Here is an 18,439-nt window from a genome sequence, read left to right on the forward strand (position 1 = left end):
TGCTCCTATCTTTTATGCAGCATTAATAGTAGTTTGCTTCCGAACGGAAACAGCGCGAGATCTTCCGCCCGGAAAACCCCGCTCCTGACGATCGCCCATGCGTAAATGAATGCTCCAAATACACTGGACCCAACCGCCTGTATGGCCGCGGCAGACCGCTCGCCGCCCATCCCGTATAAAAAGTCAGTGCCAGCGAGGAAAAACTTTAAAAATATCAGCATTGCGGCGAGGGCAATGCCCGTTTTCTTAAAAAACCCCCAAATGAAAACCCTCCCGCCCATGCTGCTTTTTAACAGAAGGACAGCCGCAATGGCAATCCCACACAACGTAATCACCGTTGCCCATGCCGCCCCAAGTGTCCCGAATTTAGGAACCAAGGCTAGGTTTAGGAAGTACTTTAACGGAAAACCCAAAACGATTGCCGCTGCTGGCTTTAGCAAGACCCCACGGCCCTGCAGTATCGACGCCGCGGCTGAGATGAGGGAAGCAAAAAAGATGGCAAGGCTCAATACCGTTAGCACCGCGGTGCCTTTCGCATTTTCAAAAAGCATGATATTGGCGGGCCTTGCAATCATCCAAAGCCCTGCGGCCGCGCCTGCCCCCATCACGGCGGTTACCTGCATCGCAAGCCTTATCTTTTGGGCCAGGAAGGCTTTGTCACGCGTTAGCCTGCTGCTCGCGATAAGGGGAACAACAGATAACGAAATAGCCGAGGCCGCCGCGAGGCCAAGTTGAATAAGGGGCTGTCCGCGGTCGAAAACACCCTTCATTTCTTTCGCCGTTTCGGGGGCAGTGCCATTGCCGACAAGGAGGGAATACAAGTTTAATGCATCGCCCAGTTGAATGAAAACCATAAGCAGGCTTGTCGTGCAGATGGCGAGGCCCTGCAGTCCCAATATGTTGCCCGCATGTTTTATTTCTTTTAGGCGGGGCGTCTTAAGCCTGCCCGAAACCGCGCCTAGCAGATCCTGATTCCTTTTCCGGAAAAACAACGCCAGTAAACACAGTGAAAAAATTCCCCCTGTAATGGACCCAAGCATGGCTCCGGCCCCGACATAATACAAGGAGAAGCCCTGGCTGGTGAACAGGACTGCAACCGCAAGAATGGTCGCTACCCGGATCACCTGCTCGCCAATTTGGGAAGCAGCCGTAGGAACCATGTCTCCCTTACCTTGAAAATATCCCCTCAGAACAGAGATTGGCGGGAACAAGACAAATACAACCGAAATGACCTTGATTAGTAAAGACAGGCCGGGGTCTCCCATCAAATTTGCTATAAATTCCGAACCTAAATAAAGCACCCCGAAGCAAAACAACCCGAAGAGCTGGAGGATGATATACGATGCCGCAAGAAGCCGGCCGCCCCGCTCTCCCCGCTCAGCATAAAGCTTTGACAGGACGACCGGGAAACCAGTCGTGGCCAGGGCCATTGCAATTCCGTAAAACGGGTATACTTGCTGATAAATATAGAAGCCGATATCCCCGGCAATATTTTGGAATGGGATTCGGTAACCAGCACTTAATAATTTTGTTGCCATAGCGGCAGCCGCCAGGATGAAGGCTCCCTTGAAAAGATTTTTAGCCTGCTTTACCGGCTCCATCGCAGTCTCCTTCATAAAAGAATTCGACAACTATTATAGCATACGCCCTCCCCGTTGTTACGAAACACCAAATTAAAAAAGAAAGGCTGTGCCCGTATCGGGCCAGCCCTTTCCTACTTTATTGTTCCATTTGCCTTGCAAGGAAGCCAGCCGCCGTTTCAACCGCCTTTTGCTCCACTTCCCCAAGTGTACCTTCTTTAGCAAAAATGATGACTGCTCCAATTGGATCACCATTTGCGATAATTGGCCCAATTGTGTAGGAAGAAACCGATTCCTCATTGCCATCGACCAGTTCAATCGAACCTTGCTGGGTGACAAGGACTGAAGAACGGTCTTCCATTGTCTTTTCAACCAATTCCCCAATGTTCTTATTCAGGAAATCCTTTTTGGATCCGCCCGCCACCGCGATGTATGTGTCACGGTCACAAATTAATACTGGATTTCCAAGGCTGTCATAAAGCGCTTCACCATATTCCTTGGCAAAATCACTCAACTCGCTAATAGGTGAATACTTTTTCAGGATTACTTCTCCATCACGGTCGACGAAAATTTCCAATGGATCCCCTTCCCGAATGCGGAGGGTTCTGCGGATTTCCTTTGGAATTACAACACGACCCAAATCATCGATTCGACGAACTATACCTGTTGCTTTCATCCAATGTTGCCTCACTTTCATCTGATGATTGAAATTGGTGATACTTTTTTCCTATTGGTGATAGCATCACCAAGTTTGAACTTAGTATCCTTCATATGGAAAGTTCTATTCATTGGCGAATAGGATTTTATTAGTGTTAATAAAACTTCCAGAATAGGATAAAGATGCCAATAAATTTTTCCGGCTACATTATGAAATACCCAAGTTAATACGTGCTGAAACCTGAATTCCGATTAATTAAGCCTTATTTAAAGGGTTATTTCTTCCCTTTTTTATTCCTGGCGTCGTCCAAACCCCTGGCAATTTCATAGATGGCATGCAGCCACCTCGAAGTTTCCTCACCTCGTATATTCAGGGTAATCCAGAACTTCTTTCCATCCATTCCGAATCCTGCGCGCCTCCCGTAAGGAAACGTAACAGACACGATGGCATCCCCAGGTATTTCCGAGCTTCCTTTCTCATTTAAAAGGATGGTGATTGTATCCTTTACCTGCTTTATGGATTCCACCCCAGCATTCAAGGCATGGATTTTTATTTCAGCAACATTGAACAGGTAGCTAACCTCATCCGGATACTCGCCAAATCGGTCCTTCAATTCTTCTTCAAGCTCATTCAGATCTTCAATTCCATCGATTCCTCTGAACCGTTTGTACATTTCGATCTTCTGGTGGCCATCCCCTATATAGGCATCCGGTATATAGGCATCTATTTCCAGGTCAATTTCGACAGTCGGCCTTTCTACTTCGCTTTGCTTTCCTTGCCTCTCTTCAATTGCTTCCTTCAGCATTTGCGAATAAAGATCGAATCCCACGGAATCGATAAAGCCGTGCTGCTGCGCGCCCAGAAGGTTGCCAGCACCCCTGATTGAAAGATCGCGCATCGCAATTTTAAAACCTGACCCAAGTTCAGTAAACTCCTTAATCGCATGAAGCCGCTTTTCGGCTACTTCCGTAAGGACCTTGTCCTTCCGGTAGGTAAAATAAGCATACGCAATCCTGTTCGATCGGCCAACACGTCCCCTAAGCTGGTAAAGCTGCGACAGGCCCATCCTGTCGGCATCGTGGACAATCAAGGTATTGACGTTTGGAATATCGACGCCTGTTTCAATAATGGTCGTGCTGACAAGGACATCGAATTCGCCCGCAAGGAAGCTGATCATTACGGACTCCAGCTCGTTTTCCGTCATTTGGCCGTGGGCATACGTTACCCGGGCATCCGGTACAAGCATGGAAATTTCCTCGGCCTTCCGTTCAATATCTTCGACCCGGTTATACAGGAAGTAAACCTGCCCATCCCTCGCCAATTCACGTTCAATGGCTTCTTTTACAAGCATCCCATTGTATTCCATCACATAGGTTTGAATTGGGAACCTGTTTTCCGGCGGAGTTTCGATAACCGACAAATCACGGACGCCAAGCATAGACATATGGAGTGTCCTTGGAATCGGCGTTGCGGTCAATGTTAACACATCAACATTGGTTTTTAGCTGCTTGATTTTTTCTTTATGAGTGACACCGAACCGTTGTTCTTCATCAATAATCAATAAGCCAATGTCCCGGTAAACGACATCTTTTGATAAGAGTCTGTGCGTGCCGACGACTATGTCGACGGTCCCCGCTTTCAGCCCTTTAATCGTTTCCGTTTGTTGCTTCCTGGAGCGGAAACGGCTCAAAAGGCCAATATTAATCGGATAATCCTGGAACCTTTCCCTGATTGTTTCATAATGCTGCTGGGCGAGAATTGTCGTTGGGACAAGGAAAGCGACTTGTTTTCCATCGGCAATCGCCTTGAAGGCAGCCCGGATGGCAACCTCTGTCTTCCCATATCCCACATCACCGCAAAGCAGGCGATCCATCGGCCGCGGCTTTTCCATATCCCGCTTGATTTCATGGATGGAACGCAGCTGATCCTCTGTTTCCTGGTAAGGGAAGGTAGAATCGAATTCCCTCTGCATATCGCCGTCGGGGCTAAAGGCATAACCGACGGCCGCCTCCCTCTCGGCATAAAGCTTAATTAAATCATCCGCAATATCCTGGACAGATGATTGAACTTTTTTCTTTACGCGTTTCCAGTCGCTGCCCCCAAGCTTATAGATCTTTGGTTCTTTTCCTTCCGAGCCAACATACTTCTGGACAAGGTCAATCTGGTCAACGGGAACGTAGAGCTTGTCTGTCCCCTGATAGCGGATATGGAGATAGTCTTTATGGAGCCCGTTAATGACAAGCGTCTCGATGCCAAGGTATTTCCCAATACCGTGATTGACATGGACGACGTAGTCGCCGATTTTCAATTCAGAGTAACTTTTGATCCGCTCCGCGTTTGACAACTTTTGGCGCTGGCGGGATTTTCTCGGGCGCTTGCTGAAAAGCTCTTCTTCAGTAATCACCGCGATTTTCTGCAAAGGGAGCTCAAATCCCCCCTGAAGGCTTCCATGCATGATTAGGACGCTGCCAGGGATTAGATCGGCATCCCCGCTTGCCATTCCTGCTTCGATGCCATAGTCCTCGAGTACTCTCTGAAGCTTTCCAACCCGCTCGGAATCCGCGCCAAGGAATAAGACCGTGTAGCCCCCCTTCCTCCAACGCTCCATCTCCGACTTTAGGAGATGCATTTGGCCATGGAAATTTTGCATCTGCCTTGAGGAAATATTAATGATATTCTGCGGGCTTGTATTGGCGACATGGCGAAGAAACAGGGATAGGTAAAGGACCGGGAAAGCTTTTCTTTGGAAAAGGTCTTGAATATGGTGGGATAAGGATAGTCCTTGAATAATTTTCCCTTCGCTTAACAGCGATGTATACCACTCAGCCTCTTCCCTGTCGAGCGAATCGTTCATTTCCTGGACCCTGCTGATTTCATCGATTACAATCAATCCATTTTCAGGGAGGTAATCTAGTAAACTAGCTGGATGTTCATAGGCAATCGAGGCATACTTGAATAGCTGGTCAGGACGCTGGCCATTATTAAGCTGCTCCAATTCAAAGGAGATGTTCTGCGACATCTGAAGCTTGGCTTTATCATCCTTGACGGCCTTCAGGCTTTTTGCCAATCCTTCCTGTAGCTTCTGGGAAATCCGTAAAAAGTCCGCTTTATCAAGCGGCAATTCTGTCGCAGGGCCAATCAATGCTTCCGTCACTTTGTCCCTTGAACGCTGGTCTTCAAGAGAGAAGGTCCTAATTGATTCTACTTCTGTATCAAATAGCTCTATTCGGATTGGGTTGGTTTCCGTAAGCGGAAATATATCGATAATTCCGCCCCTCACACTGAATTCACCCGGCGTCGAAACCATATCGGATCTGACATAGCCCATTTTTACAAAGGCCTCGAGAGCATTGTCTATATCAAGTTCATGATCCCTGCTTACCCTGAACTGATATTCCGCCCACACTTCCTTAGGGGGAAGGATTTTCCTCAACCCGGCTGCCGGGACAATTAAAATGCCTTTACCGCCTCGGCTCCAGTCATTAAGCACTTCAATCCTTTGAGCCCTTAACTCGGGGCTTGCGATGCTCATTTCCGCGGCGATCAATTCATTGGCGGGGAATAAGTATACTTCCCGTTCCAATAAAAGGCTGGAAATGTCATCATAAAGCTTTTGGGCCTGAAGGAGGTTATGGGTGACGAGAAGGATTGGCCTTTCCGTCTGCCTGTAAATCGCCGCCGCGAGGACGGTCCGGGATGAGCCGGATAAACCTGCGACCAGCTGTTCCTTTAAGCCGCCATCCACTCCGCTAATAAGCGATTGTATGTCTTCCTGCTGAAGAAACAGCTCTTTTAATCCTTCCATTCCATTCCCTCCTTCCTTAGCTCCTCTGGATGCTTTTCCTTGTTCTCCAAAACTCATTTATTTTACTCCTATCATATAGAAACAGAAAAATGCTTTGGAACTTACTCCAAAGCCTGATTAATGAATCAAGTAATCATATTGATGTAGACTCGGGTCTTTTTCAAGTGATTCCTGGCAATCCTCACATATGGACTTTATTTGTATATCACCATTTTGCTGATATGAAACCATCGCGGCCCTTTCCCGCCCGTTAAGCGCATGAAGACCGAGCATCACAGAGTCCGCCGACGTCCGGTCAATCGAACCGAGCGCTGTGCCGCAATGGCGGCAAATATAATGGATCGACAATCAATTCCCTCCTAACATAAGCCGTATCCATAGTATGGACGGCGCGGGAAAAGATTATTCATTTCCTCCATTTTATTGCCTTTCCTCCATGGCAATGCCTGCCTACTGGTTATATTCGTTCATAACTTGCAAAAAGGGCTTTTCAAACCATGCTTCACAGGCGGCAGCGCTTTTCTCGACGGCTTCCGCCATCAGCGGTTCCTCTTCCTTCCTGAACCGTCCCAGGACATAGTCGGGCACAGCCATGCCGGCTGGCGGCCTGCTAATCCCAATCCTGATCCTGTTGAAGTCGGCCGTTCCAAGATGGGCGATCGTTGATTTGATGCCATTATGGCCGCCCGGGCTCCCTTTTTGGCGGAGGCGGATTTTTCCGGCAGGGAGGTCAAGATCATCATAAATCACAAGGACGTCCTCTGTGTCGATTTTATAAAAATCCATGGCCGCACGGATGGATTCGCCTGACAGATTCATATATGTAAGGGGCATCAGGAGCATTACCTTTTCACCTTTATAGTGGCCAATCCCGAAAATGCCTTTGTGTTTGAATTGGTCCAGTGGAATGCCCAGCCGGCCGGCAAGCCTCTCAATCACTTCAAAACCGATGTTATGCCTCGTGCCCTCATACTGCCTTCCGGGATTCCCCAAACCGACAATCAACTTCACAACTGATTCCCCCGTTCCAAAATCATAAAAGACGTAACCTTAATTGCTAAGGCTACGTCTGGCAACCTATTCTTCCGAAGCTTCGGTCTCCCGTCCTTCTTCATTTTCCGGTACTCCGCCATCCTGCTGTTCGCCGCTATCAATTTCCTCTTCAACTTTTGGCGGAAGGATGGAAGCGACAACTTCATCTTCTTCGTGGTTAATAAGGTACTTTCCATCAGTGTTCAAATCAGCGATTGTAATTGTCTCCCCAACCTGCAGATTTGTAATATCCACTTCGATTGATGGAGGGATATTCGCCGGAGTGCTTGTAATGGATACGGTAAACAATGGCTGCTGCAAAATGCCTCCATCCTTTACCCCCGGGGCGTCCCCGACAAGTGCGACGTTCACATCCACATTGATTTTGGATGACTTGTCAACCGCCAGGAAGTCGGCATGGGTAATTTCATTGTTGATGACATCCTTTTGGTATTCCGTCAGGACGACATCCTGCTTTTGTCCCTCTACATCCAGCGAAATGATTCCGTTCCTGCCAACCTGCTTGATGGTTTTGGCAAATTCAGCCGCGCTTACGTAAACTGGCACACTTTCAACCTTTGACCCGTAAACCACAGCCGGGATATTGCCCTCCCTCCGTAATTTCCTGACTGATACCTTTTTCTCTCCGCCGCGGTTCTTTGCCTGTAAAACTGTACTCATGAATTTATCCCCTTCCATTTCTCATTTGGTTCTCTCTAAAAAAGTGCCCCAAAAAAGGTCGGTCTAAACGCATTCAGTTCATCTAATAGGTGAAAACCTGCTAAAACGCGAGGAAAAGGCCCTGCCCGAAACGGGGGACCCTCTCAACAGATTAATCAAACAATGTGCTTACTGATTGCTCCTCATGCACCCTGATGATTGCTTCACCGATAAGCGGGGCTACTGACAGAGTTGTAATCTTAGGAATCTTCTTTTCGTCCTTAAGCTCAATTGTATTCGTAACAACCAATTCCTTGATTTTCGAATTTTGGATCCGTTCAATTGCCGGGCCGGAAAGGACCGGATGTGTGCAACACGCATATACATCCGCGGCGCCATTTTCAATGAGCGCGTTCGCGGCAAGGGTAATGGTGCCGGCCGTATCAATAATATCATCAATCAAAATCGCTACTTTGCCTTCAATATGTCCGACTATATTCATTACTTCGGCAACATTCGGGCGCGGGCGGCGCTTGTCAATAATCGCGATTGGCGCTTTTAGGCGTTCAGCCATCTTCCTGGCGCGGGTAACACCACCATGGTCAGGGGACACAATGACGATATCGCCATTCAGGTCCCTGTTCCTGAAATGCTCAGACAAGATTGGCACACCCATCAAATGATCGATCGGGATATCGAAAAATCCCTGGATTTGAGGCGCATGCAAATCAAATGTAATAACGCGGGTAGCGCCAGCCGTTTCAAGCAGGTTTGCTACAAGCTTTGCTGTAATCGGCTCACGGGCGCGCGCTTTCCTGTCCTGGCGCGCATAACCATAGTAAGGCATAACAATATTGATTGTCTTCGCAGACGCCCGTTTCAAAGCATCGATCATGATAAGCAATTCCATAATATTTTCATTCACTGGAGCGCTCGTCGATTGAATGACATACACATCGCAGCCGCGGATGCTCTCTTCGATATTAATCTGGATTTCGCCGTCACTGAAACGGGTAACGGAACATTTTCCGAGTTCGACACCGATTACTTTCGCAATCTCATCGGCCAGCGGGAAGTTTGAGTTTAGGCTGAACACCTTTAAATTCGGATCTAGGTATTGATTTGACATGATGGCCTCCAATTGATTATTTCCTTATATTAAGTTTTTGGACATAGTTTTCTTTGTTTACCTGCCGCGCCCTTGCCAGGGACAATGCATCCGGAGGCACATTTTCCGTAATGGTGGAACCCGCTGCGACATAGGCCCCTTTTCCGATTGTCACCGGGGCTACCAGGTTGGAATTGCAGCCGATAAATACCCCATCCTCTATTTTTGTCAAAAACTTGTTTTTGCCATCATAGTTGACGGTAATGGAGCCGCAGCCGATATTTACATCCCGGCCAACCTCCGCATCCCCGATATAGCTTAAGTGGGACGCCTTGCTGGAATCGCCGATCACGGCCTTCTTTATTTCTACGAAATTCCCAATTTTCACGTCATTGCCAAGAGCTGAATCCGGCCGGATATGGGCGAACGGACCGATATTGACATTTGAACCAATCGAACTTTTAAAGGCTGCCGACTGGCGGATAACCGTTTTGTTCCCAATTTCACATGAATCTATTTCAGTATTCGGCCCGATTATGCATTCCTCGCCGATAACCGTTGTTCCGCTAAGAATGGTTCCCGGGTAAATGAGGGTGTCCCGGCCGATTTCAATATCAACGCCGATGTAAGTATTGGCTGGATCAATGAGTGTGACCCCGTTCCTCATATGAATCTCATTAATGCGCTCCCTCATAAGCCGCTCAGCTTCGGAAAGGGCGACCCGATCGTTAACCCCAAGCGTTTCATCAGGATTTTCCGCCAGGTACGCGGTGACTGTTTCACCCTGCCCCTTGAGGATTTCAATGACGTCCGGCAAATAGTATTCTCCTTGAGAGTTTTCATTTGAAACGCTCTGGAGTGCTTCAAACAGGGCTTTATTGTCAAAGCAATACGTTCCGGTATTTATCTCCGTTATGGCGCGTTCTTCCTCGCTCGCATCTTTATGCTCAACAATTTTTTCGACATGCCCGCTCGTATTCCGAACAACACGGCCGTATCCAGCGGGATTATCCATATCGGCGGTCAGGACGGTAGCCTTGGCGGAATGTTCGGTGTGATGCCTGAACAATTCCTCCATCGTTTCTGCCCGGATGAGCGGCGTGTCACCGCACACAACCAGGGTTGTCCCTTCCCGGCCTTCCAATAGCGAAGCCGCCTGCATGACTGCGTGGGCTGTGCCTAACTGCTGGTCCTGAAGCGCATATTTACATTTTTCCCCGAGCATTTCTTTTACCTGCTCAGCCCCATGGCCGACAACAGCCACTATTTCTTCAACGGAAAGATTTGATATCTGGTCAACCACATGTTCTACCATTGGCTTACCGCATACAGGGTGAAGTACTTTATAAAGTTTCGATTTCATACGTGTCCCCTGGCCGGCAGCCAGAATGACAGCAAAACGGTTCGACATGGCCATGCCTCCAATATTCTTTTATATAAAACAGAATTACGTTTCGATCTTCCAGGCACCCGCCGCGCAACAACATGCTACTAGCCCGCGCGATTGCGCATTTTCTTTTTGAATAGAGGGGGATTTTCCAGGAAATCCTTTAGAAGGCATCCCCATCCCAGGCTAAGGCAGGATGAAAAAACACCCTGCCGGCGGCTGCACTTTATCCAATTTAAAATATTAACGTAAATGGGCGCCCATTTCAAGAATACTGGAGGAATGTATAAAATTGACACAAGATGTGGATTCCGGGGGACAACAGGGGCTTGGACAAAACGAAAAAAGAGCCTGACTTTCGAAGTAGGCCCTCGTTGCGGTATTCTTAGGAAGCTCCGGCTTCTTCAAATTCTACTTCTAATTCTCCAAGACGGTGGTACTCGGCCAGAACTGCTTCCTGAATCTTCCCGCGGGTTCCGGAATTGATCGGATGGGCAATATCACGGAATTCCCCGTCCGGAGTCCGCTTGCTTGGCATTGCCACGAACAAGCCATTGTTGCCATCGATCACACGGATATCATGGACGACAAATTCATTGTCGAGCGTTATTGATGCAATCGCTCTCATTCGCCCTTCTGTGTTTACCCGCCGCAATCTTACGTCTGTCACTTCCATTTGTTCACACCCTTTTCCCTTGAAAAATAAATTCCTACTACCATATTCGCCAGATGTTGTTCAATTCCTTCTTTATTTTAAGATTTTTTTGAAAAATAAGGGCAAATTAGTGAACTTTTGATAAAAGTGGGAATTTTTGTATATAAAGGTGCCTGGATTGTTTATTTTACAAGGGCGACAACTTCAATTTCAACAAGCGCGTCCTTTGGAAGCCTCGCTACCTCGACCGTTGACCTGGCTGGTTTATGTACAGGAAAATAATCCGCGTATACTTCATTCAAAGCCGCGAAATCATCCATGTTTTTTATAAAGACAGTTGTTTTCACGACAGTTTCAAAAGACGCCCCCGCGGCCGATAATACAGCCTCCAGATTTTGAAAAACCTGCCTTGCCTGGGCTACGATATCGCCTTCCACCATCGTCCCTTCAGGCGTTAGGGGAATTTGGCCAGAGCTGTAAAACATATTATTGACGATGATGCCTTGCGAATAAGGGCCAATTGCCGCGGGCGCTTTTTGTGTTTGGACACTTTCCATTTTTACTCCTCCATCCCATTTCTGTTAAAATAATTTCCTTCCTTTACTTTAATCCTTTTTTCCCTTACATCCACATCGGCGAGCTGGACAAGCGAAATATATTCATCGACGAGCCTTTCCTCGATTTTCTCCGATTCAACAAGCACCGCGATACCCGCAACCGACGCATTGAACTCTTCAAGTAGGCTGACCATCCCGACCACCGTTCCGCCGGCCTTCATGAAGTCATCGACAATCAGAACCTTTGATCCTTCCGCAAGACTGCGCTTTGAAAGGAGCATCGTTTGGATCCGTTTTGCCGATCCGGATACATAGTTGATACTGACTGTCGGGCCTTCCGTAACTTTGCTGTCGCGCCTTACAATGACAACTGGCACGTTCAGCTGGGTAGCGACCGCGTATGCAAGAGGAATGCCCTTCGTTGCAACCGTCATAACAACATCAATTTTAGCAGATGCATAGGCTGAAGCGATAATTTTCCCCGCGGTCTCGACAATCGACGGATTTCCAAGAATATCCGCCAAATACAAGTACCCGCCTGGAAGCAGGCGGTCAGGCGTGGCGATCAATTCACAAAGCTCTTTAATATAATGCTTCGCGTGGCTATCACTGATTTTAACCAGGAATTTAACTCCCCCGGCAGCCCCCGGCACTGTTTGGAGGGTTCCCACCCCCCTTTCTTCAAATGTTTCTTTAATAATGGCCAAATCCTCGCTTATCGATGATTTAGCCGAGGAATACCGTTCCGCGAAAAAGGTAAGCGGTACCAGTTCGCGGGGCCGTTCAAGCAGGTAATGAGTCATGTCTATTAGGCGTTCACTGCGGCGAAATTTCATGGAAACCTCCAAATACCGAATGTTTTACTTTAATGTAACATAAATGTACGGATTTATTCAAGGTGGCGCTCACCCAGCATCCTCACCGCGAAAACCTGTCCACAAAAGCCCCGCAGACCATTATAAATCCTGTTCAGCCGGGAGTCGTGCCTCACCAGGCCAAATACCGTTGGCCCACTCCCGCTCATTAGGACGGCATCCGCCCCGAATCGCTTCATTTGATCTTTGATTTGTGCAACATTCGGGTAATGCTTCAGCGTAACTTCTTCCAGGACATTGCCGACATTCCCGCAAACCCCCTCGTAATCCTTTTCCCGGATTGCCTGGATCATCGCTTTTGTATCGGGATGGACAATCCCTGAAAGGTCGAGTTTCTTATAAACATCCGCTGTCGAAACCCCTATATGCGGTTTAGCCAGAATCACCCAGCATGTCGGAGGGGCGGGAAGTTCTTCAATCCGTTCTCCCCTGCCGGTCGCAAGCGCAGTTCCCCCGTAAACACAAAATGAAACATCCGAGCCGATTTCCGCGCCCAGAACGGCCAGTTCATCGAGGGATAACCCAAGTCCCCATAATTTATTCAGACCTCTTAGGGCGGCCGCCGCATCACTGCTTCCGCCCGCAAGCCCGGCCGCGACGGGAATCACTTTTTCAATTGAAATTGTAACGCCTTCTTTTACATCAAAACGATCCTTTAAAAGCTTAGCTGCCTGATAGGCAAGATTCCGTTCATCATCCGGGACATACCGGCTTTGGGATTGAATCCGTATTTGGCCATCCTCCGATTGCGACAGTTCGAGACGGTCGGCAAGGTCGATAGTCGTCATAATCATTTCTACTTCATGATAGCCATCCGGCCGTTTGTGCAATACATCAAGCGACAGGTTAATCTTTGCTGGGGCTTTGACTAAAAGCTTCACTGAGGTCCACCTACTTTTAAATGTTCCAGCTGGCGCGCCACCCGGCCACTCCCCGGATAAATTGACGCATCTTTTTTCATTGCCGGGATGCACAAGCAATCCCTTTTAGGCCATGACTGGACAATTCCCATCTGTTTTTGTCCTATTTTACCACAAAAACAATCCGATAAGACCTCTGTTTCCCGAACTACAGGTAAAAATGTAATTAGGCCGGGATAATCCCGGCCTGCCGCGCTGCAAGTGTTATTTTATACGAATGGCCCGCTGGCCCGGTTTCACGCCGGCCGTTTTTGAATACCAGAGTGTTCCCGGCTCTTCCAGATGTTCTTCTTTTTTCAGCAAGCTGCCGGCTTCTTCCGTTCCCGAAGTGAGCCGGCCAAGCTTTTTATACATAAGCCCGCCTGCCATAAGCAGGTTTCCCAGCCTGTTAAGACGCAGAGGCTTCATCCTCGGCCGCCCTGGAGAAGCTGCTGCTCCGCCAGTTCGATTGCGCGCTTTACCATGTTGCCAGCGTCACGCGCCCTTATGCCGCCCCAGCCTTCTTTTTCAACGACATCATAGAAACCTAGGTCCTTTGCAAGTTCTTCTTTAAAACGGTCAGACATTACACCACGTCTTCTTGCCATTATAAAACCCCTTCCGGCAGCCGCGGCATTCTTAGTATGCTGGCTAACCAGCCATTTCATCATTCCTTATCTTGTCAGAAAAGCGCAAGCGCCCGTTTAGCGTATAAAAAGCAAAAACAGCGGCATGAATCGCCGCTGTCCTGCAAAAAATTGTATCTAGCTTAGTGCCGCCTGTCCTGCTGTTTCTTCATAAAAGGTGATTTCGACTGTTTCTGTCAGTACATCCGCATAGCTGTAAGAAACACGTTCAAATGCATTTTCTTCCTGATCCAGTTCAATAACAAATACTGATGGGTATGTCTCCGCCAGGACGCCAGACCGTTCAATCGTCTTTCTGCGGCCTCCGTTGGCTTTAAGCAAGAGCCTTTTACCCAAATTTGAATCCAGAGCCTTTTTAATATCGGCAAGTGTTTTTGGCATTCGGTCCACCTCACTGTGTAAAGTATAACACGCTGACATAAAATTGTCAAAGAAAAAACATAAATTATATCAGTCCCAGAAAAAGATTGTCAATATTTTTTGTTCTTCTTTTTTCTATAAATTTCAACAAGCGTTAGTTTTACCTATCGACAGCTTTTTATGTAATGGGAAGTTTTACAAACAAAAGAAAAATAAGCCTCTTATTAAGGCTTATTCCCCCTCCTGCGCGTATTCCGGACGGTAGGGCATTCCGGTCCTTAAAACGCCCTTTGTTTCTATTCCTCCCAGCCCCTTCTCACCCGTAAGCGTGTTCCTTAAAACATCCCATACGTGGATCCGCTCCATGAACGGGGTGAAGCTGATTTTCGCAACGATATAAACCGGATCAAGAGCATGGATATTAATCCGTGAAGGCGAGCTGGCAAAATTCGCCCCGGCGGTTATGAGCGATTCAAAATGTGACTGGCACGCCCCGGCAAATATTACGAGCTGGTCGAGGCTGGGAACCTTCCTCCTCGCCTCCTTGACAGTCTCGACAAATTGTTTGGAGTGGCGATATGCATTGAGGTCGCTCTTTTTCCCTTTTGCCTTCGAATAGGCGTCATGACCGGTTACGACCAGGATATCGGGCCGGTAATAATCAAGGAACCCGCTAATCCGTTCAGGCATCTCCTTCTCGCTGCAATGGATTCCAAATACGGGAATCCCAATCTTTTCATAAAGCGCCAGGCATTTTTTTAAATACGTTTGATCCCCGTCAAGATGCAGCACCTTGCCGGGAATTTGAAAATAGTTCGTTAGATTGGCATAACCGCCTGTCGCCTGATATTCCTGCCTTTGCTTCAGCAAGGTTACATCCTGGCGGAAAAGCTCGAGGGATTGTTCCTCCTTGGAACGGTATTCATTTGTTAGCTTTTGCATTTCGGCCATGCCCATGACTATTAAATCCTCGATGGGGGCGTCTGCCGCCAGCCGAATATATTCCCCATAAAGATAAGCAACCTGCCGGCCATCCTTCTCCACGATATCAATTACCCTGAAAAGGATGTCACAGTTATACGAACGCCTGCCGACGATATCCATTTTCTTTATAGCCACAGAATTCACCCCAATAGGTTTCTTCCATAAGCTATGCGGATACAAAACAACAGGTGACTATCGCCCTTTTCCGGCGCGGTGGGCGAGAATCAGCTGAAAGCAGGAAGAAGCGCTTCACTTAAGCGCGCAAACTCTTCAAGGGACAGTGTTTCCCCTCTCCTGGATGGCTCAATGCCCGCCTTCTCAAGCGCCGCCGTTATCGCATCCTTTTGCTCTTTCCCTCTTTCAAGCTGGCTCGTAAGGTTGTTCAGGATTGTTTTCCGCCGCTGTGCGAATGCGGCCCTTGTAATTTTAAAGAAAAACTCTTCATTGGTGACCGTTACGGCAGGTTTACTTCTTACGTTTAGGCGAATGACAGCAGAATCAACATTCGGCTGCGGGACAAAGACCGTTTTTGGGACGATCATGACTGTTTCAGCCTCTGTGTAATACTGGACGGCTATGGATAGCGACCCATAGTCCTTGGAGCCCGGTACTGCCGAAATCCTGTCCGCGACTTCCTTTTGGAGCATTACGACAATTGCCCGGACAGGAAGTTTGTCCTCCAGGATTTTCATGATGATTGGCGTCGTCACATAATAAGGCAAATTCGCCGCGACAACCAGATCCATTCCTGGGGTGAACTCTTCCCTGATAACCTCCGCCGCGTCAGCCTTCAAAAAATCACTGTGTATGACCTTTACATTCGGATACGGAGATAGGGTGTCCTCAAGGATCGGCAAAAGGCGCTGATCGATTTCAAACGCCAACGTCTTCCTGCTCGCCTTTGCAAGCTGCTCGGTAAGCGCCCCAATGCCCGGTCCAATTTCAATTGTTCCCGTCTCACTTGTTATGCCTGCCGCATCTACGATTTTCCGTAATATATTCGTATCGATCAAGAAGTTTTGCCCAAGGCTCTTCTTGAACGAAAAGCCGTATTTCTCAAGTATGGCCCTTGTCCTTAATGGGGTTGCTATATCTTTATCCATTTTTGTCCTCCTGCTGGATTGCTTTTAATGCCCCGGCAAATTGGCTGCCGCTGATTTGGAACATTTTTAGCCGTTTGTGGAGCTGTTTTCCATTCGTATACCCGATTTTAAGGATTTTTCCCAGCCTAGCCCTTTTCTCGCTTGCCCCGGGTCCGCCAATCAGCCCGGCATCCATCAAATCCTCCTGGGTTATTTCCTCGGCCGCCTCTTCATTTGTCAACTGCGCGTCCTTTAACGCGATCCGGATTGCTTCCGGTTCTGCGTGCTCAACTCCGATCCCCCGCCCTCGCCGCTCTCTCGCCTCTTCTTTAGGCAAAAATGCGTGCTTGCAGCCCGGAACCTTCCGTGCTATTTCATGGCGGATTTTTTCACCCGGAAAATCAGGGTCCGTAAATATGATTACTCCCCTTTTTTCTTTCGCGAGCCTTATTTTTTCTATTGTTTCCTCATTCAAGGCTGAACCGTTCGTTTCAATTGTATCCGCTTCTACAGCCCTCTTGATTGCCGTAGTGTCATCTTTGCCTTCTACGACGATGATTTCCTTTATTTTCATTGCGTCCTCCATCGTATATGGAAATAAAACTTAATCTTTTTGAAAAAATATTGAAACCAAACTGTAACCTTTTCCGTCTAAATAAGTAGTAAAGGATTTACGTCCTTAAGTATAAGTAATTTCGGGGACAAAAACAAAATGCAGAGGTTGGCCCCCTGCATTTATGTATGCGTTGCTAATTCAAAATTTTAATCTTCACTTTCCTTGTTCCCCAACGATAGGCATCGGATAAATCAGGGAAAAAGACGTCGATTTTATGTCCTTTTATCGCCGACCCTTTATCGGCCGCGATGGCGTATCCGTATCCTTCAACATATACTTTTGAACCTAACGGGATGACCCTCGGATCCACGGCAATTACTTTTACGTGCGGATTCGCGCGGAGATTGATTCCTGTCGCGGTCGTGCCGGAACAGCCATTGCAGCTAGCCGTATAAGCCGTCGAGGATACATATAGCTCTTGACCACCGGCAGGAGCGGCGCCCCTTGAAACCTGGGCGACAAGGACCTTTGTACCAACAGCCACAACTTTATCCTGTTTGGCCCGGACTGTTTTTTCACTTATAAGCTTACGGGTGACCTCTTTGCCATTTTCGCGGACAACTTCAAACTTCTTAGAGCGAAGCCCTTCTTTCCCTTCGTTGACAACCTTCTTTTTACCTTTTGCCAGTTTGGCATCCTTCTTTGTGACCACGGCAAACTGAATTGGTTCTTCCACTACATCGGTGACTTTTTCTACTCGAATGACCTTTATCACGGCATTTGGTTTTACCTTATCCTGCAAGGAAGGTTCAACTCGATCAAATTTATTTAGTGTAATGCCTTGCTGTTTTAAAAAGTCAGCGACCGTAGCCGAAGTGGACCACACTTTTTGTTCTTTCTTGGTGCCATCGATTAAGCTTAAATTAAGGGCTTTCTTGATTTCAATGCTCATTTTGTCGCTGATCGGCTCTTGCGGTTTTACTGAAATATGGTCTTGTGCTATCAACGCTATCTTCTGCTCGTTAAGGAGCTCCCCAACCGTGTCGGCTGTAGTCCATACCGTTTTCTTCTCGTTATCTTTGACAATTTCAACCTGCTTCGCTTTCTTCCAGACGATTTCAAGATTGTTTTTCACCTTGGTCCCGACTGGAGGAAACAAATAGTCATTTGAGTTGACCTTTATGTTCAACTCCCTGAATAGATCTTCCACGGTTCCGGCCCGGGTTTCAACCATCTTTTCCTTGCCGTTGATCGTCAAGGCGACAGTGCTTTTTGACCCTTCATAAAAAAGGAACCCGAGGGTAGTCATGAAAACTAGGAAACTGGCAAAAAATATCGCCACTTTTTTCCTACTCAATGACGTTGGAAACAGGCTTTTCATGTTTATGGATCCGATGAAAAACGCCTCCTTTTCTTGGAGTGATTATATAGAACCATATTGCCGGCTGTCAACTCTGGCACATTTCCGAAGGTAGTTCTAATTATGCACATCCCTCCTGAAAAAGCAAAGAATAACTTATCGACATGTTCATCCTATGCAGAAAAGGAGACTTGTAGAACTTTTTGTTTTTATTTAAAAAATGGACAAACTTTC

19 protein-coding genes are annotated in these 18,439 nt (G+C 47.6%); all 19 read right to left on the reverse strand.

All coding sequences use genetic code 11. The features are described 5' to 3' along the window. Positions 1–5: 5 nt before the first annotated feature. The 19 genes from DRW41_RS21575 to DRW41_RS21665 all read right to left on the reverse strand — a co-directional run bounded on the left by DRW41_RS21575 (position 6) and on the right by DRW41_RS21665 (position 18,226). A complete protein-coding gene (locus tag DRW41_RS21575; protein ID WP_245959523.1) occupies positions 6–1,616 on the reverse strand; it encodes a putative polysaccharide biosynthesis protein in 1,611 nt (536 codons plus the stop codon). Positions 1,617–1,719: 103 nt separating this feature from the next. After that, positions 1,720–2,256, reverse strand: a complete 537-nt coding sequence (gene spoVT, locus DRW41_RS21580) for a stage V sporulation protein T (protein ID WP_115454077.1) — start codon at positions 2,254–2,256, stop codon at positions 1,720–1,722. A 256-nt stretch (positions 2,257–2,512) separates the two neighbouring features. Next, the gene (gene mfd, locus DRW41_RS21585; RefSeq protein ID WP_115454104.1) at positions 2,513–6,043 is read right to left on the reverse strand and encodes a transcription-repair coupling factor; all 3,531 of its coding nucleotides are present in this window, start codon (positions 6,041–6,043) and stop codon (positions 2,513–2,515) included. Positions 6,044–6,160: 117 nt separating this feature from the next. Beyond that, a complete protein-coding gene (gene fin / locus DRW41_RS21590; protein ID WP_115454078.1) occupies positions 6,161–6,391 on the reverse strand; it encodes an anti-sigma-F factor Fin in 231 nt (76 codons plus the stop codon). A 102-nt stretch (positions 6,392–6,493) separates the two neighbouring features. Then, positions 6,494–7,054, reverse strand: a complete 561-nt coding sequence (gene pth / locus DRW41_RS21595) for an aminoacyl-tRNA hydrolase (RefSeq protein ID WP_115454079.1) — start codon at positions 7,052–7,054, stop codon at positions 6,494–6,496. A 66-nt stretch (positions 7,055–7,120) separates the two neighbouring features. Further along, the gene (locus DRW41_RS21600; RefSeq protein WP_115454080.1) at positions 7,121–7,756 is read right to left on the reverse strand and encodes a 50S ribosomal protein L25/general stress protein Ctc; all 636 of its coding nucleotides are present in this window, start codon (positions 7,754–7,756) and stop codon (positions 7,121–7,123) included. A gap of 151 nt (positions 7,757–7,907) precedes the next feature. After that, positions 7,908–8,864 (reverse strand): ribose-phosphate diphosphokinase, encoded by a 957-nt coding sequence (locus tag DRW41_RS21605; RefSeq protein WP_115454081.1) that lies wholly within the window; start codon positions 8,862–8,864, stop codon positions 7,908–7,910. Between the two features lie 16 nt (positions 8,865–8,880). Then, positions 8,881–10,254, reverse strand: coding sequence for a bifunctional UDP-N-acetylglucosamine diphosphorylase/glucosamine-1-phosphate N-acetyltransferase GlmU (gene glmU / locus DRW41_RS21610; protein ID WP_115454082.1), 1,374 nt, complete (start codon positions 10,252–10,254; stop codon positions 8,881–8,883). A 361-nt stretch (positions 10,255–10,615) separates the two neighbouring features. Next, positions 10,616–10,906 (reverse strand): septation regulator SpoVG, encoded by a 291-nt coding sequence (gene spoVG, locus DRW41_RS21615; protein ID WP_042453823.1) that lies wholly within the window; start codon positions 10,904–10,906, stop codon positions 10,616–10,618. A gap of 161 nt (positions 10,907–11,067) precedes the next feature. Next, positions 11,068–11,442, reverse strand: a complete 375-nt coding sequence (locus DRW41_RS21620; RefSeq protein ID WP_115454083.1) for a RidA family protein — start codon at positions 11,440–11,442, stop codon at positions 11,068–11,070. A gap of 2 nt (positions 11,443–11,444) precedes the next feature. Beyond that, positions 11,445–12,278: a pur operon repressor gene (gene purR, locus DRW41_RS21625; protein ID WP_115454084.1), complete on the reverse strand. Its 834-nt coding sequence runs from the start codon at positions 12,276–12,278 to the stop codon at positions 11,445–11,447. A gap of 53 nt (positions 12,279–12,331) precedes the next feature. Beyond that, positions 12,332–13,198, reverse strand: coding sequence for a 4-(cytidine 5'-diphospho)-2-C-methyl-D-erythritol kinase (gene ispE / locus DRW41_RS21630; RefSeq protein WP_115454085.1), 867 nt, complete (start codon positions 13,196–13,198; stop codon positions 12,332–12,334). Positions 13,199–13,441: 243 nt separating this feature from the next. Next, positions 13,442–13,645 (reverse strand): hypothetical protein, encoded by a 204-nt coding sequence (locus DRW41_RS21635; RefSeq protein ID WP_115454086.1) that lies wholly within the window; start codon positions 13,643–13,645, stop codon positions 13,442–13,444. Then, positions 13,642–13,824: a small, acid-soluble spore protein, alpha/beta type gene (locus tag DRW41_RS21640; RefSeq protein WP_115454087.1), complete on the reverse strand. Its 183-nt coding sequence runs from the start codon at positions 13,822–13,824 to the stop codon at positions 13,642–13,644. Before DRW41_RS21640 ends, DRW41_RS21635 begins: the two co-directional genes overlap by 4 nt. 156 nt (positions 13,825–13,980) lie before the next feature. Next, positions 13,981–14,244 carry a biofilm formation stimulator Veg gene (veg, locus tag DRW41_RS21645; RefSeq protein ID WP_115454088.1) on the reverse strand — a complete coding sequence of 88 codons (264 nt, stop codon included), beginning with the start codon at positions 14,242–14,244 and terminating at the stop codon, positions 13,981–13,983. A gap of 210 nt (positions 14,245–14,454) precedes the next feature. Beyond that, positions 14,455–15,342, reverse strand: coding sequence for a sporulation peptidase YabG (yabG, locus tag DRW41_RS21650; protein WP_115454089.1), 888 nt, complete (start codon positions 15,340–15,342; stop codon positions 14,455–14,457). A gap of 89 nt (positions 15,343–15,431) precedes the next feature. Beyond that, complete coding sequence (gene rsmA / locus DRW41_RS21655) at positions 15,432–16,310, reverse strand: 16S rRNA (adenine(1518)-N(6)/adenine(1519)-N(6))-dimethyltransferase RsmA (RefSeq protein WP_115454090.1); 879 nt, start codon at positions 16,308–16,310, stop codon at positions 15,432–15,434. Next, the gene (gene rnmV / locus DRW41_RS21660; RefSeq protein WP_115454091.1) at positions 16,303–16,863 is read right to left on the reverse strand and encodes a ribonuclease M5; all 561 of its coding nucleotides are present in this window, start codon (positions 16,861–16,863) and stop codon (positions 16,303–16,305) included. The genes rsmA and rnmV overlap by 8 nt, the downstream gene beginning before the upstream one ends. Before the next feature lie 175 nt (positions 16,864–17,038). After that, positions 17,039–18,226, reverse strand: coding sequence for a G5 and 3D domain-containing protein (locus tag DRW41_RS21665; protein ID WP_115454092.1), 1,188 nt, complete (start codon positions 18,224–18,226; stop codon positions 17,039–17,041). Between the last annotated feature and the right edge of the window lie 213 nt (positions 18,227–18,439).

The sequence above is a fragment of the Neobacillus piezotolerans genome (genome assembly GCF_003362805.1).
Taxonomy (GTDB): Bacteria; Bacillota; Bacilli; order Bacillales; family Cytobacillaceae; genus Bacillus_D; species Bacillus_D piezotolerans.